Source organism: Burkholderia sp. AU32262, from assembly GCF_020419985.1.
Lineage (GTDB): Bacteria > Pseudomonadota > Gammaproteobacteria > Burkholderiales > Burkholderiaceae > Burkholderia > Burkholderia semiarida.
On record NZ_JAIZRS010000013.1, the window covers coordinates 153,996 to 167,426 of the forward strand.

The 13,431-nt window shown below is 67.8% G+C and carries 11 protein-coding genes; 6 read left to right on the forward strand and 5 right to left on the reverse strand.

The annotated features are described in order from the left end of the window. Nucleotides 1-42: 42 nt before the first annotated feature. A complete protein-coding gene (locus LGN10_RS17660) occupies nt 43-1,005 on the reverse strand; it encodes a LysR substrate-binding domain-containing protein (RefSeq protein WP_089465984.1) in 963 nt (320 codons plus the stop codon). A gap of 57 nt (nt 1,006-1,062) precedes the next feature. Here LGN10_RS17660 and LGN10_RS17665 point away from each other — a divergent pair, with 57 nt between their 5' ends. The 3 genes from LGN10_RS17665 (at nt 1,063) to LGN10_RS17675 (ending at nt 4,148) form a co-directional block, all read left to right on the forward strand. Further along, entirely contained in the window at nt 1,063-1,962 is a 900-nt protein-coding gene (locus LGN10_RS17665) for a DMT family transporter (protein WP_226224449.1), read from the forward strand. Between the two features lie 641 nt (nt 1,963-2,603). Further along, nucleotides 2,604-3,758: a branched-chain amino acid ABC transporter substrate-binding protein gene (locus tag LGN10_RS17670; protein ID WP_059579457.1), complete on the forward strand. Its 1,155-nt coding sequence runs from the start codon at nt 2,604-2,606 to the stop codon at nt 3,756-3,758. Nucleotides 3,759-3,845: 87 nt separating this feature from the next. Next, nucleotides 3,846-4,148, forward strand: a complete 303-nt coding sequence (locus LGN10_RS17675) for a hypothetical protein (protein WP_059579460.1) — start codon at nt 3,846-3,848, stop codon at nt 4,146-4,148. Between the two features lie 93 nt (nt 4,149-4,241). On the opposite strand, the gene LGN10_RS17680 is transcribed toward LGN10_RS17675, so the two are convergent. Beyond that, the gene (locus tag LGN10_RS17680) at nt 4,242-7,289 is read right to left on the reverse strand and encodes an FAD-binding and (Fe-S)-binding domain-containing protein (protein WP_226224450.1); all 3,048 of its coding nucleotides are present in this window, start codon (nt 7,287-7,289) and stop codon (nt 4,242-4,244) included. 153 nt (nt 7,290-7,442) lie between these two features. On the opposite strand from LGN10_RS17680, the gene LGN10_RS17685 reads away from it, so the two are divergent. Beyond that, complete coding sequence (locus LGN10_RS17685) at nt 7,443-8,333, forward strand: LysR substrate-binding domain-containing protein (RefSeq protein ID WP_060310015.1); 891 nt, start codon at nt 7,443-7,445, stop codon at nt 8,331-8,333. Nucleotides 8,334-8,353: 20 nt separating this feature from the next. Here LGN10_RS17685 and LGN10_RS17690 read toward each other — a convergent pair whose 3' ends face one another. Further along, the gene (locus LGN10_RS17690) at nt 8,354-9,205 is read right to left on the reverse strand and encodes a LysR substrate-binding domain-containing protein (RefSeq protein ID WP_089465986.1); all 852 of its coding nucleotides are present in this window, start codon (nt 9,203-9,205) and stop codon (nt 8,354-8,356) included. A 111-nt stretch (nt 9,206-9,316) separates the two neighbouring features. On the opposite strand from LGN10_RS17690, the gene LGN10_RS17695 reads away from it, so the two are divergent. Then, complete coding sequence (locus tag LGN10_RS17695) at nt 9,317-9,964, forward strand: LysE family translocator (RefSeq protein WP_226224452.1); 648 nt, start codon at nt 9,317-9,319, stop codon at nt 9,962-9,964. Between the two features lie 60 nt (nt 9,965-10,024). On the opposite strand, the gene sfnG is transcribed toward LGN10_RS17695, so the two are convergent. After that, nucleotides 10,025-11,128 carry a dimethylsulfone monooxygenase SfnG gene (gene sfnG / locus LGN10_RS17700; RefSeq protein WP_059579471.1) on the reverse strand — a complete coding sequence of 368 codons (1,104 nt, stop codon included), beginning with the start codon at nt 11,126-11,128 and terminating at the stop codon, nt 10,025-10,027. A 37-nt stretch (nt 11,129-11,165) separates the two neighbouring features. After that, on the reverse strand, nt 11,166-11,726 hold the full coding sequence (msuE, locus tag LGN10_RS17705) for an FMN reductase (RefSeq protein WP_226224453.1): 561 nt from the start codon (nt 11,724-11,726) through the stop codon (nt 11,166-11,168). Nucleotides 11,727-12,179: 453 nt separating this feature from the next. Between msuE and LGN10_RS17710 the strand changes: the two genes are divergently transcribed. Further along, complete coding sequence (locus LGN10_RS17710; RefSeq protein ID WP_089465990.1) at nt 12,180-13,307, forward strand: sigma-54 interaction domain-containing protein; 1,128 nt, start codon at nt 12,180-12,182, stop codon at nt 13,305-13,307. Nucleotides 13,308-13,431: the final 124 nt, after the last annotated feature.

A 13,431-nucleotide genomic window follows, 5' to 3' on the forward strand; every position in this document is an offset into this window, starting at 1 on the left:
GCATGCGTCCCGCTCGCCATTCTACGCAATCCGCCGCGCCCCCTACCCCAGCGCCCTGACCATCCGCTCCATCAACGCGAGCACCTCCGGTCGATTCTCGCCCTTCGCATGCACGAAGTGATAGCTGAGCAGCGAATCGACTTCGTGGCGGCTCACGCGCACGAGTGCGCTGCGCCGCAGATACGCATCCGCAAGCGGTGTTCGCGCAAGCGCCACGCCCAGCCCCGCTTCGGCCGCCGCCAGCACGAGGTTGTAATCCTCGAACCGGCGATCCTGCGCACGCGGCTTGAACGGAATGCCGAGCGCATCGAACCACGTGCGCCAGCCGGTCACGTCGGAATCGTGCAGCAACGGCATGTCGAGCAGCGCGGCATCGCCCGTTGCGCGGCGCATCCTGGCCAGTTGCGCGGCGAGCCGCGGATGCGCGACCGGATACAGCCGTTCCGGCATGAACGGGCGGGTTTCAAGCTGACGCCAGTTGCCGCGCCCGTACCGGATCGACAGATCGGCTTCGCCGCCGGCGATATCCACGTTGCGCAGCTCGATGCCGAGCTCGATGCGCAGCGCGGGCGCTTCACGCTCGAGCGCAGGCTGCCGCTCCAGCAGCCACAGCTGCGCGAACGCGGGCACCACGCTCATCCGGACCAGCCGCGGCGTGCGCGGCGAGCGCCACTGATCGGCCGCGCTATCGATGATCGCGAACGCCTGCTCGATCCGGCCGACGAAGCGCTGCCCGTCCGGCGTCAGGCGCACGCCGCGCGCATGCCGCTCGAACAGCGCCATCCCGAGCCAGTTTTCCACGGCGGCCACCCGCCGGCTGATCGCGCCGTGCGTGACGCCGGAGACGTCGGCGGCCGCGAGAAACGAACCCTCGCGCGCGACCGTGCAGACCGTCTCCAGGCTCGCGAGCGGCGGCCGCGGGCCCGGCATCGGGGTGGCGGCCACCGGGCGCGCATGCGCCGGACCGTCTGCCCGCCGCGCCGCCGAGCTGTGAGCCATATTCATATCCGGGTGTTGATCTGTGCGCTAGCTTAGCATCTCGCCATGCCGCACCATTACCGCATGAATACGCTTTCGTCACCGACGTCGCGCGGCGCGCGACAACCGCTCGTCGCGGCAGCGGCCGTCGCGTTCACGATCGTCTCGTGGGCGTCCGCCTTCCCGTTCATCCGGATCGGCCTGCACGGCCTCGCACCGCTGCAGCTCGCGGCCGCGCGCTTCGCGACCGCCGCGTTGCTCGTGATCGCGTGGCTCGCGTGGCGACGGCCGCCGCTGCCGGCAATAGGCGATGCGTGGCGCTTTCTCGCGTGCGGCCTGCTCGGCATCGCACTCTACAACGCGCTGCTCAATACCGGCGAACAGACCGTGTCGGCCGGCGCGGCGAGTTTCATCGTGAACACGCTGCCGATCTTCACCGCGTTGCTGGCCGCCGTGTTTCTGCGCGAGCGCTTCAACCGCTGGGGCTGGCTCGGGTCGCTGGTCAGCCTGGCCGGCATCGCGGTGATCGCGCAAGGGCAGCCGGGCGGCCTCGTCCTCGGCTCGGGAAGCACGCTGATTCTCGGCGCGGCGCTGTGTTCGGCCAGCTATTTCGTGTTGCAGCGGCGGCTGATTCCCGTGTACGGCGCGCTGCCGTGCACCGCATACACGCTGCTGGCGGGCGCGGCGCTGCTCGCGCCGTGGCTGCCAGGCGCGCTCGTGTCGCTGGGCGGCGGGTCGCGCGATACGGCGCTGGCTGTCGTGGTGCTCGGCGTCTTTCCCGCCGCGCTCGGTTACGCGACATGGACCTTCGCGCTCGGCTACTTCGGCGCCGCGCGCGCGGCCAACTTTCTCTACCTGACGCCGGCGGTTGCGACACTGCTGTCGATGGCGCTGACGGGCGAGCGGCCCGGCATCGCGACGGCGTGCGGCGGCCTGCTGGCGATTGCAGGCGTGACCGTCGTCGCATGGCGCGGACGGTCGTAGGTCGAGATGGCGGCGATTGCGTGGCCAACGCGACGATCCGAAAGCCGAAGCGGGCCGGTCGGGAAAAGCCCCGGTTTCTGCCGAACTGGACGAATGGCGCGGTCAATGCAATCGGCACGCATTCGTTGATGCTGGCGAACCAGACCGTTAGTTGCATAACGACGGCTGTCGCTGCCGATGAAGCATGACCATGCAACCGGATACGCGATTCGCAATTGACCAAACTGTGCAGACAAATCGACCAAACAGTTCCGGATTGACCGCACGTCAGTGTCCATGGCTTCGCCGCGACGACCGGCCGAATAATGGATACGGCCGTAAGGCCGACGACAGCGAATCGCAATCCGCAGGCCACCGCGGCGCCCGATTTCCGGTATCCGGAACCTTCGACATTCGCGCGCCGGCAAGCGCCGCAACAGCCCGCCACTCGGGGCACGGCGGCACGCGGAAGCGGGTTCCGATATATTCATACGAATTGCATCGCGTCAGGCGCCGGTCCGCCCGCTCGCCCGGGCGGCAGGTCACCCGGCCGGACGCCATGCAAGCGCGCCCGTGACGGGTAGTGAAAATCGTCCGATCGCGCCGGCTGCGGCCGGCCGGTCGAGACGTCAATAGAAAGACATTCAATTCGGAGATGACAGATGGAACGAAGCACTGTCGGCATGCGCTGCAAACCCCTGATCACCGTTGCATTGGCTGCCGCCGCGTTCGCGGCCGCCTCGGGCGCGATGGCCGATCAAGTGGTGAAGATCGGCAGCGTCGAACCGACGACGGGTGGCATCTCGCACCTCGGCAAGGACAACGAGAACGGCGCGCGCCTCGCGGTCGAAGAAATCAACGCGAAGGGCCTGACGATCGGCGGCAAGAAGATCACGCTGCAGCTCGACGCGCAGGATGACGCGGCCGACCCGCGCCAGGCGACGCAGGTGGCGCAGAAGCTCGTCGACGACAAGGTCGTCGCCGTCATCGGCCACCTGAACTCGGGCACGTCGATCCCGGCGTCGAAGATCTACAGCGACGCGGGCATCGTGCAGATCTCGCCGTCTGCCACGAACCCGACCTACACGCAGCAAGGCTTCAAGACCACCTACCGCGTGGTCGCGACCGATGCGCAGCAGGGCCCGGCGCTCGCGAGCTATGCACAGTCGAAGGGCGTGAAGAGCGTCGCGGTGATCGACGATTCGACCGCGTACGGCCAGGGCCTCGCGAACGAGTTCGAAAAGAAGGCGAAGGCGCTCGGCCTGAAGGTGCTGTCGCACGACGCGACCAACGACAAGGCGGTGGACTTCCGCGCGATCCTGACCAAGATCAAGGGCGAGAATCCCGACGCGATCATGTACGGCGGCATGGACGCCACCGGCGGCCCGCTCGCGAAGCAGGCGAAGCAGCTCGGCCTGCGCGCGAAGATCCTGTCCGGCGACGGCGTGTGCACGGACTCGCTCGCGCAGCTGGCCGGCCCGGCGGCCGACAACGTGCTGTGCTCGCAGGCAGGCGCTGCGCTCGAGAAGATGCCGGGCGGCGCGGACTTCCTCGCGAAGTACCAGAAACGCTTCAACCAGGGCATCAAGTTCGACGCACCGTTCGCGTATGACGCGGTCTACATCGCGGTCGACGCGATGAAGCGCGCGAACTCGACCGATCCGGCGAAGATCCTCGCGGCGATGCCGGCGACGAAGTACGACGGCGTGATCGGCACGACGACGTTCGACTCGAAGGGCGACCTGACGCACGGGATCATCTCGATCTACGGCTACAAGAGCGGCAAGAAGACCTTCCTCGACCAGGTGAAGATGTAACCCCACGCGGCGCCGGCACGACGGGAACGCCACCCGTCGACGCCGGCGCCGCGCGGGCCGAATGCCGATTCACGGAGACGAAGCATCATGTGTGCAATGGCGTATGCGGAATTCCAGCAGGAGTTGAAGAAGGCGCAGTTGACGGCGCGCGAGTTCGCCCGCCTGATCCGGATGAACGAAAGTTCGATCACCAACTATTCGAGCAAGGGCACCGTCCCTTCCCACCTCGCGGTCATCGCGAAACTGATCGGCACGCTGGCCGCGCACGAGATCGACTTCCGGCGCGTGATCCGGCAAATGCGGATCGAGCCGAAACGGCCGCGCGGCGTCGGCGTGCTTCCCGCGGCGGAAAAACCGCGGGCGCGTAAAGCGGCGAAAGCCGACGCCTGACCCGCGCCGGCGGCAGTCGACAGCGGCACGGGGTTGCCGCTCGACGCGCGATCGACGCCGCCTAGGCGGCGCGCACCCCGCACCGCCCTGTTGTCACCCCACGGCCCGCACATGGTCGAGCAGCGCCTGCAACGGATGGCGCACCTGCTTCGACGACAGGCGTTTCACCTGGCTGCGGCACGAATACCCGGTCGCCAGCGCCTCGCCTTCCTGCTCCGGCCCGTCAACGTGCGCGGCCCAAGACTGCGCATAGATCGTCTTCGACGTCGCGAGATTGCGCGCCTCGTGCCCGTACGTGCCCGACATCCCGCAACACCCGGCCGCCTGAACCTGCAAGCGCAGCCCGCGACGCGCGAATACCTGCACCCATTGCTTGCCGCTGTCCGGCGCATTGGTCTTCTCGGTGCAGTGCGGCAGCAGCCGATATGAAACCGTCGCCCCGCCCGCACCGGCTTCCGGCAGCACATCGAGCAGCCATTCCTGCGGCAGCGCGACCTTCGGCACGTCGGTGAGCCCCGTCACCTTCCGGTACTCCTGCCGATACGTCAGCGTCATCGCCGGATCGAGACCGACCAGCGCGACGCCAGAGCGCGCGAGCGCGGCCAGTTGCGTCGCGTTGCGGACCGCCGCCTTTTCGAATGCGTGAAGAAACCCCTGCACGTGCAGCGCCTTGCCGTTCGGCGCGAGCGGCGCCAGCCACACCTGAAAGCCCAGGCGCGCCGCCAGCTCGAGCAGCGTCGCCAGTTGCTCGGTATCGAAGTAGCGCGTGAACGTGTCCTGCACGATGACGACGCTGCGCGCGCGCTGCGCATCGCTCAGCGCGGCGAGCGCATGCGGATCGGCCGGCTTCACGCGCCATGCGCGGATCACGGCCGCGAGATCGAAGCGGCTCAGCAGCGGGCTGTCGACCATGCCGACTCGACGCTCGAGCAGCGTCCGCACCCAGCCGGCACCCATCAGCCCGTTGTACAGCGCCGGCACGCGCGCCATCCACGGCATCGTGAATTCGAGCGAGCCGATCAGGTAGTCGCGCAGCGGCCGCAGGTACCGCTGGTGATACAGCTCGAGAAAGCGCGAGCGGAACTCGGGCACGTTCACCTTGACCGGACACTGTCCCGCGCACGACTTGCACGCGAGGCAACCGGCCATCGCGTCGTACACCTCGTGCGAGAAATCCGCGTCGCCATCGCGGGCGTTGCGGCCGTTGCGCCAGCGCGCGGCCAGACCGCGCAGGAACGGCTGCCGCGTGCGCGCCGCCGCGACGACGTCGACGCCCGCCTGCCCTTGCAGGCGCAACCATTCGCGCATCAGCGACGCGCGCCCCTTCGGCGACTGCACGCGTTCGCGCGTCGCCTTCCACGACGGGCACATCGCGTCGTCCGGATCGAAGTTGTAGCACGCACCATTGCCGTTGCAATGCATCGCGGTGCCGTAGCTTTGCCACACGCGCTCGTCGATCTGCCGGTCATGGTCGCCGCGCGTCGGCACCTCGTCGATCTTCAGCAGCCGCAGCGCGGAGTCCGGCGGCGTCGCGATCTTGCCCGGGTTGAACTGGTTGTGCGGATCGAACGCGGCCTTCAGTTGTTGCAACGACGGATACAGCTCCCCGAAAAACGCCGGCGCATATTCGGAGCGCACGCCCTTGCCGTGCTCGCCCCATAAAAGGCCACCATGGCGCTGCGTGAGCTCGGCCACCGCATCCGACACGGGCCGCACCAGCGCCGCCTGCTTCGGGTCCTTCATGTCGAGCGCCGGGCGCACGTGCAGCACGCCCGCATCGACGTGGCCGAACATCCCGTACTGCAGCCCGTGGCCGTCGAGCAGCGCGCGGAACTCGGCGATGTACGCGGCGAGGTTCTCGGGCGGCACCGCGGTGTCCTCGACGAACGGCTGCGGACGCGCCTCGCCCTGCACGTTACCGAGCAGGCCGACCGCGCGCTTGCGCATCGCATACACGCGCTTCACCGCGTCGTCGCCGACCGCCAGCGTGTGGCCGAGCCGCGCCACGCTCGTATCGGTGCGCAGATGCTCGACGAATGCGCGCACGCGCGCATCGACGTCGTGTTCGTCGTCGCCGCTGAATTCGATCAGGTTGATGCCGAGCGTCGGACGCGCGTCGTCCTGCGGGAAATACTCGGCCACGCTGCTCCACACGAAGTCCTTCATCGCGAGCATCAGCACTTTCGAATCGACCGTCTCGATCGACAGCGGCCGGTGTTCGAGCAGCGCGCGCGCGTCGCGCAGCGCGTCCATGAAGCCCGCATAACGCACGTTGACCAGCACCGAAAACTTCGGGATCGGCAGCACGTTGAGCTTCGCCTCGACGACGAAGCCGAGCGAGCCTTCCGCGCCGCACAGCACGCTGTTCAGGTTGAAGCGGCCGTCCGCCTCGCGCAGGTGCGCGAGGTCGTAGCCGGTCAGGCAGCGGTTGAGTTTCGGAAACTTCGCGTCGATCAGCGCCGCCTTGTCGTCGCGGATGCGCCGCGCGGTGCGATACACCTTGCCGACGCGGTCCTGCCGCGCGCAGCGGCGCTCCAGTTCTTCAGTGTCGAGCGCGTCGCTGTGCAGCCGCTCGCCGCCCATCAGCACGAAATCGAGTTCGAGCACGTGGTCGCGCGTCTTGCCGTACGTGCAGCTGCCCTGGCCGCTCGCGTCGGTGTTGATCATCCCGCCGACGGTCGCGCGGTTCGACGTCGACAGTTCCGGCGCGAAGAAGAGGCCGTGCGGCTTCAGCGCCGCATTGAGCTGATCCTTGACGACGCCGGCCTCCACGCGCACCCAGCGTTCTTCCGCGTCGATCTCGAGGATGCGGTTCATGTTCCGCGACAGATCGACGACGATGCCGTCGGTCAGCGACTGCCCGTTGGTGCCGGTGCCGCCGCCGCGCGCGGCCACCGCGACGTCGCGATGCGCGGGCTCGGCCAGCAGCCGGGCCAGCAACTGGACGTCGTCCGCATGCGCGGGGCAGACCACCGCCTGCGGCAGGCGCTGGTAGATCGAGTTGTCGGTGGCCTGCACGGTCCGGTTCGCGTGGTCCGCGCGGATTTCCCCGGCGAAGCCGGTCGCCCGCAACGCGACGAGAAAATCGCGGTAAACGTTCGCGGACGGATTGGCAGGACGGGGCAACGGGACGATCGACATGGGGCAAAAACGCAATGTGGGGGGAGCCGGCCGGCTCGCGCGCGCCAAAACATGATTTTTTGGCAAGTTTCCGCATAACCGGGAATTCCAGTATCTTTGGATATCCCGCCAGAAACAAACGAATTCTCGACCGGCGAAACTTGCATAAAACTCATGAATTACCGTCGCCTCACCCCGTCGATGTCGCTGCTGCTCGCATTCGAGGCCGCCGCGCGGCATGAAAGCTACACGCGCGCGGCCGACGAGCTGTCGCTGAGCCAGAGCGCGATCAGCCGGCAGGTGCAGACGCTCGAGGATCAGCTCGGCGTGCCGCTGTTCCGGCGCGAGGGCCGCTCGGTCAAGCTGACCGAAGTCGGCCGCCGCTATTTCGCCGAGCTGAGCGGCGCGCTCGGGCGCATTCGCGGCGCGACGCTGCAAGCGATGTCGCATCAGGCCGGCGCCGGCTCGCTGCGGCTGGCCACCCTGCCGACGTTCGGCTCGAAATGGCTGCTGCCGCACCTGCACGGCTTCTACGCCGCGCATCCGGGTGTGACCGTGCACCTTCATTCACGAATCGGCGCGATCGATTTTCTCAACGACGACCTCGACGCGGCGATCACCGTCGGCGCGGACGACTGGCCGGGCCTGCACGCGCACCGGCTGTACAACGAGTTCCTGATCGCGATCGCGCCGCCCGATACGGGGCGCGGCCGCAAGACCGACACGCGCACGCCGGCCTGGGCCGCGAAGCAGACGCTGCTGGGCGTGACGAGCAATCAGCAGGCCTGGGCCGAGTGGTTCTCGCACTATCGACTCGACCATCGCCAGATGCGCGTCGGCCCGAGCTTCGAGCTGACGTCGCACCTGATTCAGGCCGTGCGCGCGGGAATGGGGATCGGGCTGGTGCCGAAGGTGCTCGTCGAGGATGAATTGAGCCGCGGCGAACTCGTGTCGATCGGCGACGCGATTACCAGCCAGCGCAGCTATTACCTCGTCTACCCGCCGGGCAACGAAACGCTGCCGTCGCTCGTCGCCTTCCGCGAATGGCTGCTGGCGTCGTGCTGACACACGGCGCGTAGCGGCCCTCAGACGCGCCATTCGCCGAGAATCTGCTCGGCGAGGTAGTCGCACGGCGGGCGCGCGGACTGCGCGCTGCGCGCGAGCACGACTTCCATTTCGCCGAGCGGCGGCAACCCGTGGCTTTCCGACAGTTGCACGAGATGATCGGGAATACAGCAGCGCGCGAGCGGCGCGACCGCGAGCCCGGCCTCCACCATGCTCAGCAGCCCGAGGTGGCTCGGGCTTTCGTACGACATCCGGTATGGGATCTTCCGTCGATTCAGCGCTCTCACCGCGTGATCGCGCGCCATGCTGCCGCCGTGCGGGAAAAACGCCACCGGCAGCGGCCGCTCTTCCCACACGTTGCGCTTCGGCGAGCCGACCCAGACGAGCGGCTCCATCCGGATCAGCTCGCCCGTCACGCCCTTGATCCGCGTGAGGCACGCGAGATCGACCGTGTTGTCCTTCAGCATCGGCACGAGCGCGCGGCTCGGCTGGCCGATCACGCGCACCTCCACGCGCGGATGCATCGCGGCGAACTTGCCGAGCACCTGCGGCAGCAGCGACGAGATGTAATCGTCGGGCACGCCGATCGTCACGCGGCCGCGAATCTCCGGACGCACGACCGACGCCCACGCCTCGTCGCGCATCGCGAGCATCCGCCGGCCGTAGTCGGCGAGCATCCTGCCGTCGTCGGTCGCCGTGACGTTGCGCGTGTCGCGGATGAACAGCGGCTTGCCGAGCGCGTCCTCCAGCGTCCTGATCTGCATGCTCACCGCCGACGGCGACCGATGCACGGCCTGCGCGCCCTGCGCGAACGATCCGGAATCCGCGACGGCGACCACCATCGCGAGCACATCGAGGTCGAGCTTTTTCATGTCGATTCAGAAAAACTGATCAATCGATTCAGTTTATCCCGTTTTACTGTTCGCCTCCATCGCCGGAGAATGACCTGCGTCGGCACTCACTCGATGCAGGAAGCGGAAAACATGCACACGTCCGGATCGCTCTACGGGTTCCTCGTCATCGGCGGCATGCTCGCGGTCACGCCGGGGCCGAACATGGTCTACGTGATGTCGCGCTCGATCGCGCAAGGGCGCGCGGCCGGCCTCGTTTCGCTCGCCGGCGTGATGATCGGCTACCTGTTCTACATGTTCGCCGCGGCGTTCGGCATCACGACGCTGTTCATGAGCGTGCCCTATGCGGGCAGCGTGCTGGGCGCGGTCGGGGCGGCCTATCTGCTGTATCTCGCATGGCAGGCGGTGCGGCCGGGCGGCCGCTCGCCGTTCGAGGAGAAAACGCTGCCGAACGAGCAGCCGTTGCGGCTGCTCGCGATGGGCGCGACGACCAGCGTGCTGAACCCGAAGCTCGCGATGCTGTTCGTGTCGCTGCTGCCGCAGTTCATCGACTACGGGCAAGGCAGCGTGTTCGGCCAGTCGCTGTTTCTCGGCTCGCTGCTGATTGCCGCGTTCGCGTCGGCCAACGGGCTGGTGGCGATCTGCTCGAGCAGCCTCGCGAGGTTTCTGCACGGCCGTCCCGCGCTGCTGCTCGCGCAGCGCTGGGCGATGGGCGCGGTGCTCGGCGGCCTCGGCGTGGAGATGGTGATCGAGGCGTCGAAGATGGCAGGCATCACGTAAGCGTCGTGCCGCCGCGCGGGCCCGCACGATCGCGGGCCGCGCGCAGGCGGCCGGTCGGCGTCACGCGGCCACGGCCTGCCGCTGCGCCTCCAGCTCGCGCACGAGCGGCAGCACGCGCTTGCCGAAGTACTCGACTTCCTCGATGAAATGCAGGAACCCGGCCAGCACGAGATCGACGCCGATCGCCTTCAGCGCGACGATCCGCTCGGCGATCTGCCGCGGCGTGCCGATCAGGTTCGTGCGAAAGCCGTCGTTGTACTGCACGAGATCCTCGAACGTCGATTTCGCCCAGTTGCCCTCGCCCTCGGGCGACGCCTTGCCGGCCTGCTTCACCGCATCGCCGAACGCGTGCACGGCCTCGACGTGCGCATGCCGGATGATGTCGTCGAGCACGGCCTTCGCTTCTTCCTCGGTGTCGCGCGCGATCACGAACGCATTGACGCCGATCCGCACGCGATGGTTGTTCGCGGCCGCCTTCGCGCGGATGTCGTCGATCTGCGCCTTCAGGTTCTCCGGCGTATTGCCGTTCGTGAAATACCAGTCCGACACGCTCGCCGCGTTGTCGCGCGCCGCGCGCGAGCTGCCGCCCTGGAAGATTTCCGGATGCGGCTTCTGCACCGGTTTCGGGCTCAGCGTGTAGTCGTTGAAGCGGTAGAAGTCGCCCTTGAACGTGAAATTGTCCTGCGTCCAGATGCCCTTGAGCGCCTGGATGAATTCCTTCGAGCGCCGATAGCGTTCGTCGTGCTCGAGCCACGGCTCGCCGATCGCGGTGAATTCGCCCTTGAACCAGCCGCTCACGACGTTGATCGCGATGCGCCCGTTCGAGATGTGGTCGATCGTCGCGAGCTGCTTCGCGACCACGGCCGGATGCCACGGCCCCGGCAGGATCGCGGCGAGCACCTTGAGCTTCGTCGTCGCATGCAGCAGCGCCTGGCTGAACGACACCGACTCGTGCTGATATTCGGCGCCGTAGCCGGCCGTGAAGCGGATCTGGCTCAGCGCGTAGTCGAAGCCGGCTGCCTCGGCCGTGCGCGCGAGCTTCTGGTTGTATTCGAGGCTCCAGTCGGTGCGCTGCTCGATCGTGCTCACGACGAGGCCGCCGCTGACGTTCGGCACCCAGTACGCGAATTTGACGCCGTCGGCGGAAGGGTCGGGAAGGCTCATGAAGGTGTCCTGGTCGAAGGGGAAACGAAAAAGCGGCTTACGCGGCCGCGGCGGAAAGCACATGCGCGCGCAGTTGCGGCACCGCGCGATTCACCGCGAGCGCGATGCGCTCGCGCAACGCCGGGCTGGCGATCTGGTACGCGTTGAAATCGCTTTCGGACGCATACACGCCGATCGGCAGCGTGCGTGCCTGGAAGAAGCTGAACAACGGGCGCAGCTGATGGTCGATCACGAGCGCATGCCGCTCGCTGCCGCCGGTGGCCGCGAGCAGCACGGGCACGTCGACGAGCGCGTCGTGGCGCACGAGGTCGAACAGGTGCTTGAAAAGGCCCGTGTACGACGCGCGGTACACCGGGCTCGCGACGACGAGCGCGTCTGCCGTCTCGATCGCGCGGATCAGCGCATCGAGATCGGCCGGCACCTGCGCACGCGTCAGCGCGCCGGCCAGCCGGCTGCCGATCTCGCCGAGTTCGATCAGCCGCGTATCGATCGGCAGCGCGGCGCCGAGCGCCGTGACGATCGCGTCGGTCAGCGCCAGCGTGCGCGACGGCCGCTGCAGGCTACCCGATATCGCGACGACGTTGAGGGTGTGGCTCATGCCATGTGTTCCCGTGGTGGAGCCGCGTGCAGTGCGGCGATACCTGCTCGGGTCAGCAAGGAGCGTGCCATCGGTTCGGGTGCGCGGCGGCAAGGTCGTCTGCATCCCGAAACTTTGCGCCATCGCCCGTCAGAATTGGCGCTCGACCAAATGCGCGACAGTGGCAAGCGTTTCGGCTCGCGCGTCACATCGATATTCCGTCACGCGATGAATCCGGTGCAGCGGCTCTGCTGATGCGCTGCTGATCAGGCAGCAGCGCATCACGCGCGATAGCACCCGATTCGACGTTCGAGCGTCTCGGCGCCGCCGCGCTTCCGCGCCATTGCAGGTTCCGCAGCAATCGCGCTTTGGTTATCAGAAATCGATGCTTTTCGCGCGCGGCGAAACGTTCAACACTCTGCTGATCACGCAGCAGCCGCCCCGCATCGCCTGGCCATCCAACGGTTCATCGCCATGACTTCCATTTCCCCATCGCCGCGCCCGCTCAATCTTCGTGTCGTCACCGCGCCCCGCGACCTCGCCGAGCTTCAGGCCGAGGCGCCCGTGCTCACGCGGCCCGAACGTCACGCGCAGCCCTGTGCGCAAGCGCAGGTGTTCGCCGATCCGCGTTCGCTCGCGCTGCTCGAACAGGTTCGCCGCGTCGCGCCGAGCGACGCGAACGTGCTGATCGTCGGCGAGACGGGCACCGGCAAGGAACTGATCGCGCGCCGCGTGCACGATCTCGGCGCCCGTCGCGACGGGCCGTTCGTCGCGGTGAACTGCGGCGCATTCTCCGAAACGCTCGTCGACAGCGAACTGTTCGGCCACGAGAAAGGCGCGTTTACGGGTGCGATCAACGCGAAGCCCGGCTGGTTCGAAGCCGCGCACGGCGGTACGCTGTTTCTCGACGAAATCGGCGACCTGCCGCTCGCGATGCAGGTCAAGCTGCTGCGCGTGCTGCAGGAACGCGAGGTCGTGCGGCTCGGTTCGCGCACGGGGATTCCGGTCGACGTGCGCGTGGTCGCGGCGACCAACGTCGACTTGCAGCAGGCCGTCGCGGCCGGACATTTTCGCGGCGACCTGTTCTACCGGCTCAACGTCGTGCAGCTCGCGGTCCCGCCGCTGCGCGAGCGCCCGGGCGACATCCTGCCGCTCGCGCGGCACTTCTTCGACATGTACCGCGACCGGCTCGGCAGCGGCCCGCGCCGCATCGATCCGCGCGCCGAGCGTCGGCTCGAGGCGCACGGCTGGCCGGGCAATATCCGCGAACTGGAGAACGTGATCCATCACGCGCTGCTCGTGAGCCGCCACGACGCGCTGCAGGACACCGACCTGCACATCGCGCCGCCATGCCGGCCGACCGTTGCCGCGCCAGCAGCCGATTCGCCCGCCGACGCACAGGCGGCGCTCGAACACGCGCTGCGCGACCTGTTCGACGAAGGGCACGGCAATCTTTTCGAACACATCGAGGACACGGTCATGCGCGTCGCGTTCGAATTCAGCCATCGCAACCAGATCCGGGCCGCGCAGTTGCTCGGCATCAGCCGCAACGTGCTGCGTGCGCGGCTGATTCGCGCGAAGGCGATCGCCGCGCTCAAGTAGCGGCATCCGGCGCGCGCCGCCGTTCCGCCCCGGCGCGATCGCGTCGCGATCCGTGTCGCGACGTCCGAACCTGATGTATCGTGGCGCCAGGCGTACGCTTCGTTGCCCGCCCCGCATCCGGTCG

Coding starts and splice junctions, on each gene's coding strand:
- LGN10_RS17660 (WP_089465984.1), bottom strand. CDS start 1,005: ATGAATATGGCTCACAGCTCGGCGGCGCGGCGGGCAGACGGTCCGGCG.
- LGN10_RS17665 (WP_226224449.1), top strand. CDS start 1,063: ATGAATACGCTTTCGTCACCGACGTCGCGCGGCGCGCGACAACCGCTC.
- LGN10_RS17670 (WP_059579457.1), top strand. CDS start 2,604: ATGGAACGAAGCACTGTCGGCATGCGCTGCAAACCCCTGATCACCGTT.
- LGN10_RS17675 (WP_059579460.1), top strand. CDS start 3,846: ATGTGTGCAATGGCGTATGCGGAATTCCAGCAGGAGTTGAAGAAGGCG.
- LGN10_RS17680 (WP_226224450.1), bottom strand. CDS start 7,289: ATGTCGATCGTCCCGTTGCCCCGTCCTGCCAATCCGTCCGCGAACGTT.
- LGN10_RS17685 (WP_060310015.1), top strand. CDS start 7,443: ATGAATTACCGTCGCCTCACCCCGTCGATGTCGCTGCTGCTCGCATTC.
- LGN10_RS17690 (WP_089465986.1), bottom strand. CDS start 9,205: ATGAAAAAGCTCGACCTCGATGTGCTCGCGATGGTGGTCGCCGTCGCG.
- LGN10_RS17695 (WP_226224452.1), top strand. CDS start 9,317: ATGCACACGTCCGGATCGCTCTACGGGTTCCTCGTCATCGGCGGCATG.
- sfnG (WP_059579471.1), bottom strand. CDS start 11,128: ATGAGCCTTCCCGACCCTTCCGCCGACGGCGTCAAATTCGCGTACTGG.
- msuE (WP_226224453.1), bottom strand. CDS start 11,726: ATGAGCCACACCCTCAACGTCGTCGCGATATCGGGTAGCCTGCAGCGG.
- LGN10_RS17710 (WP_089465990.1), top strand. CDS start 12,180: ATGACTTCCATTTCCCCATCGCCGCGCCCGCTCAATCTTCGTGTCGTC.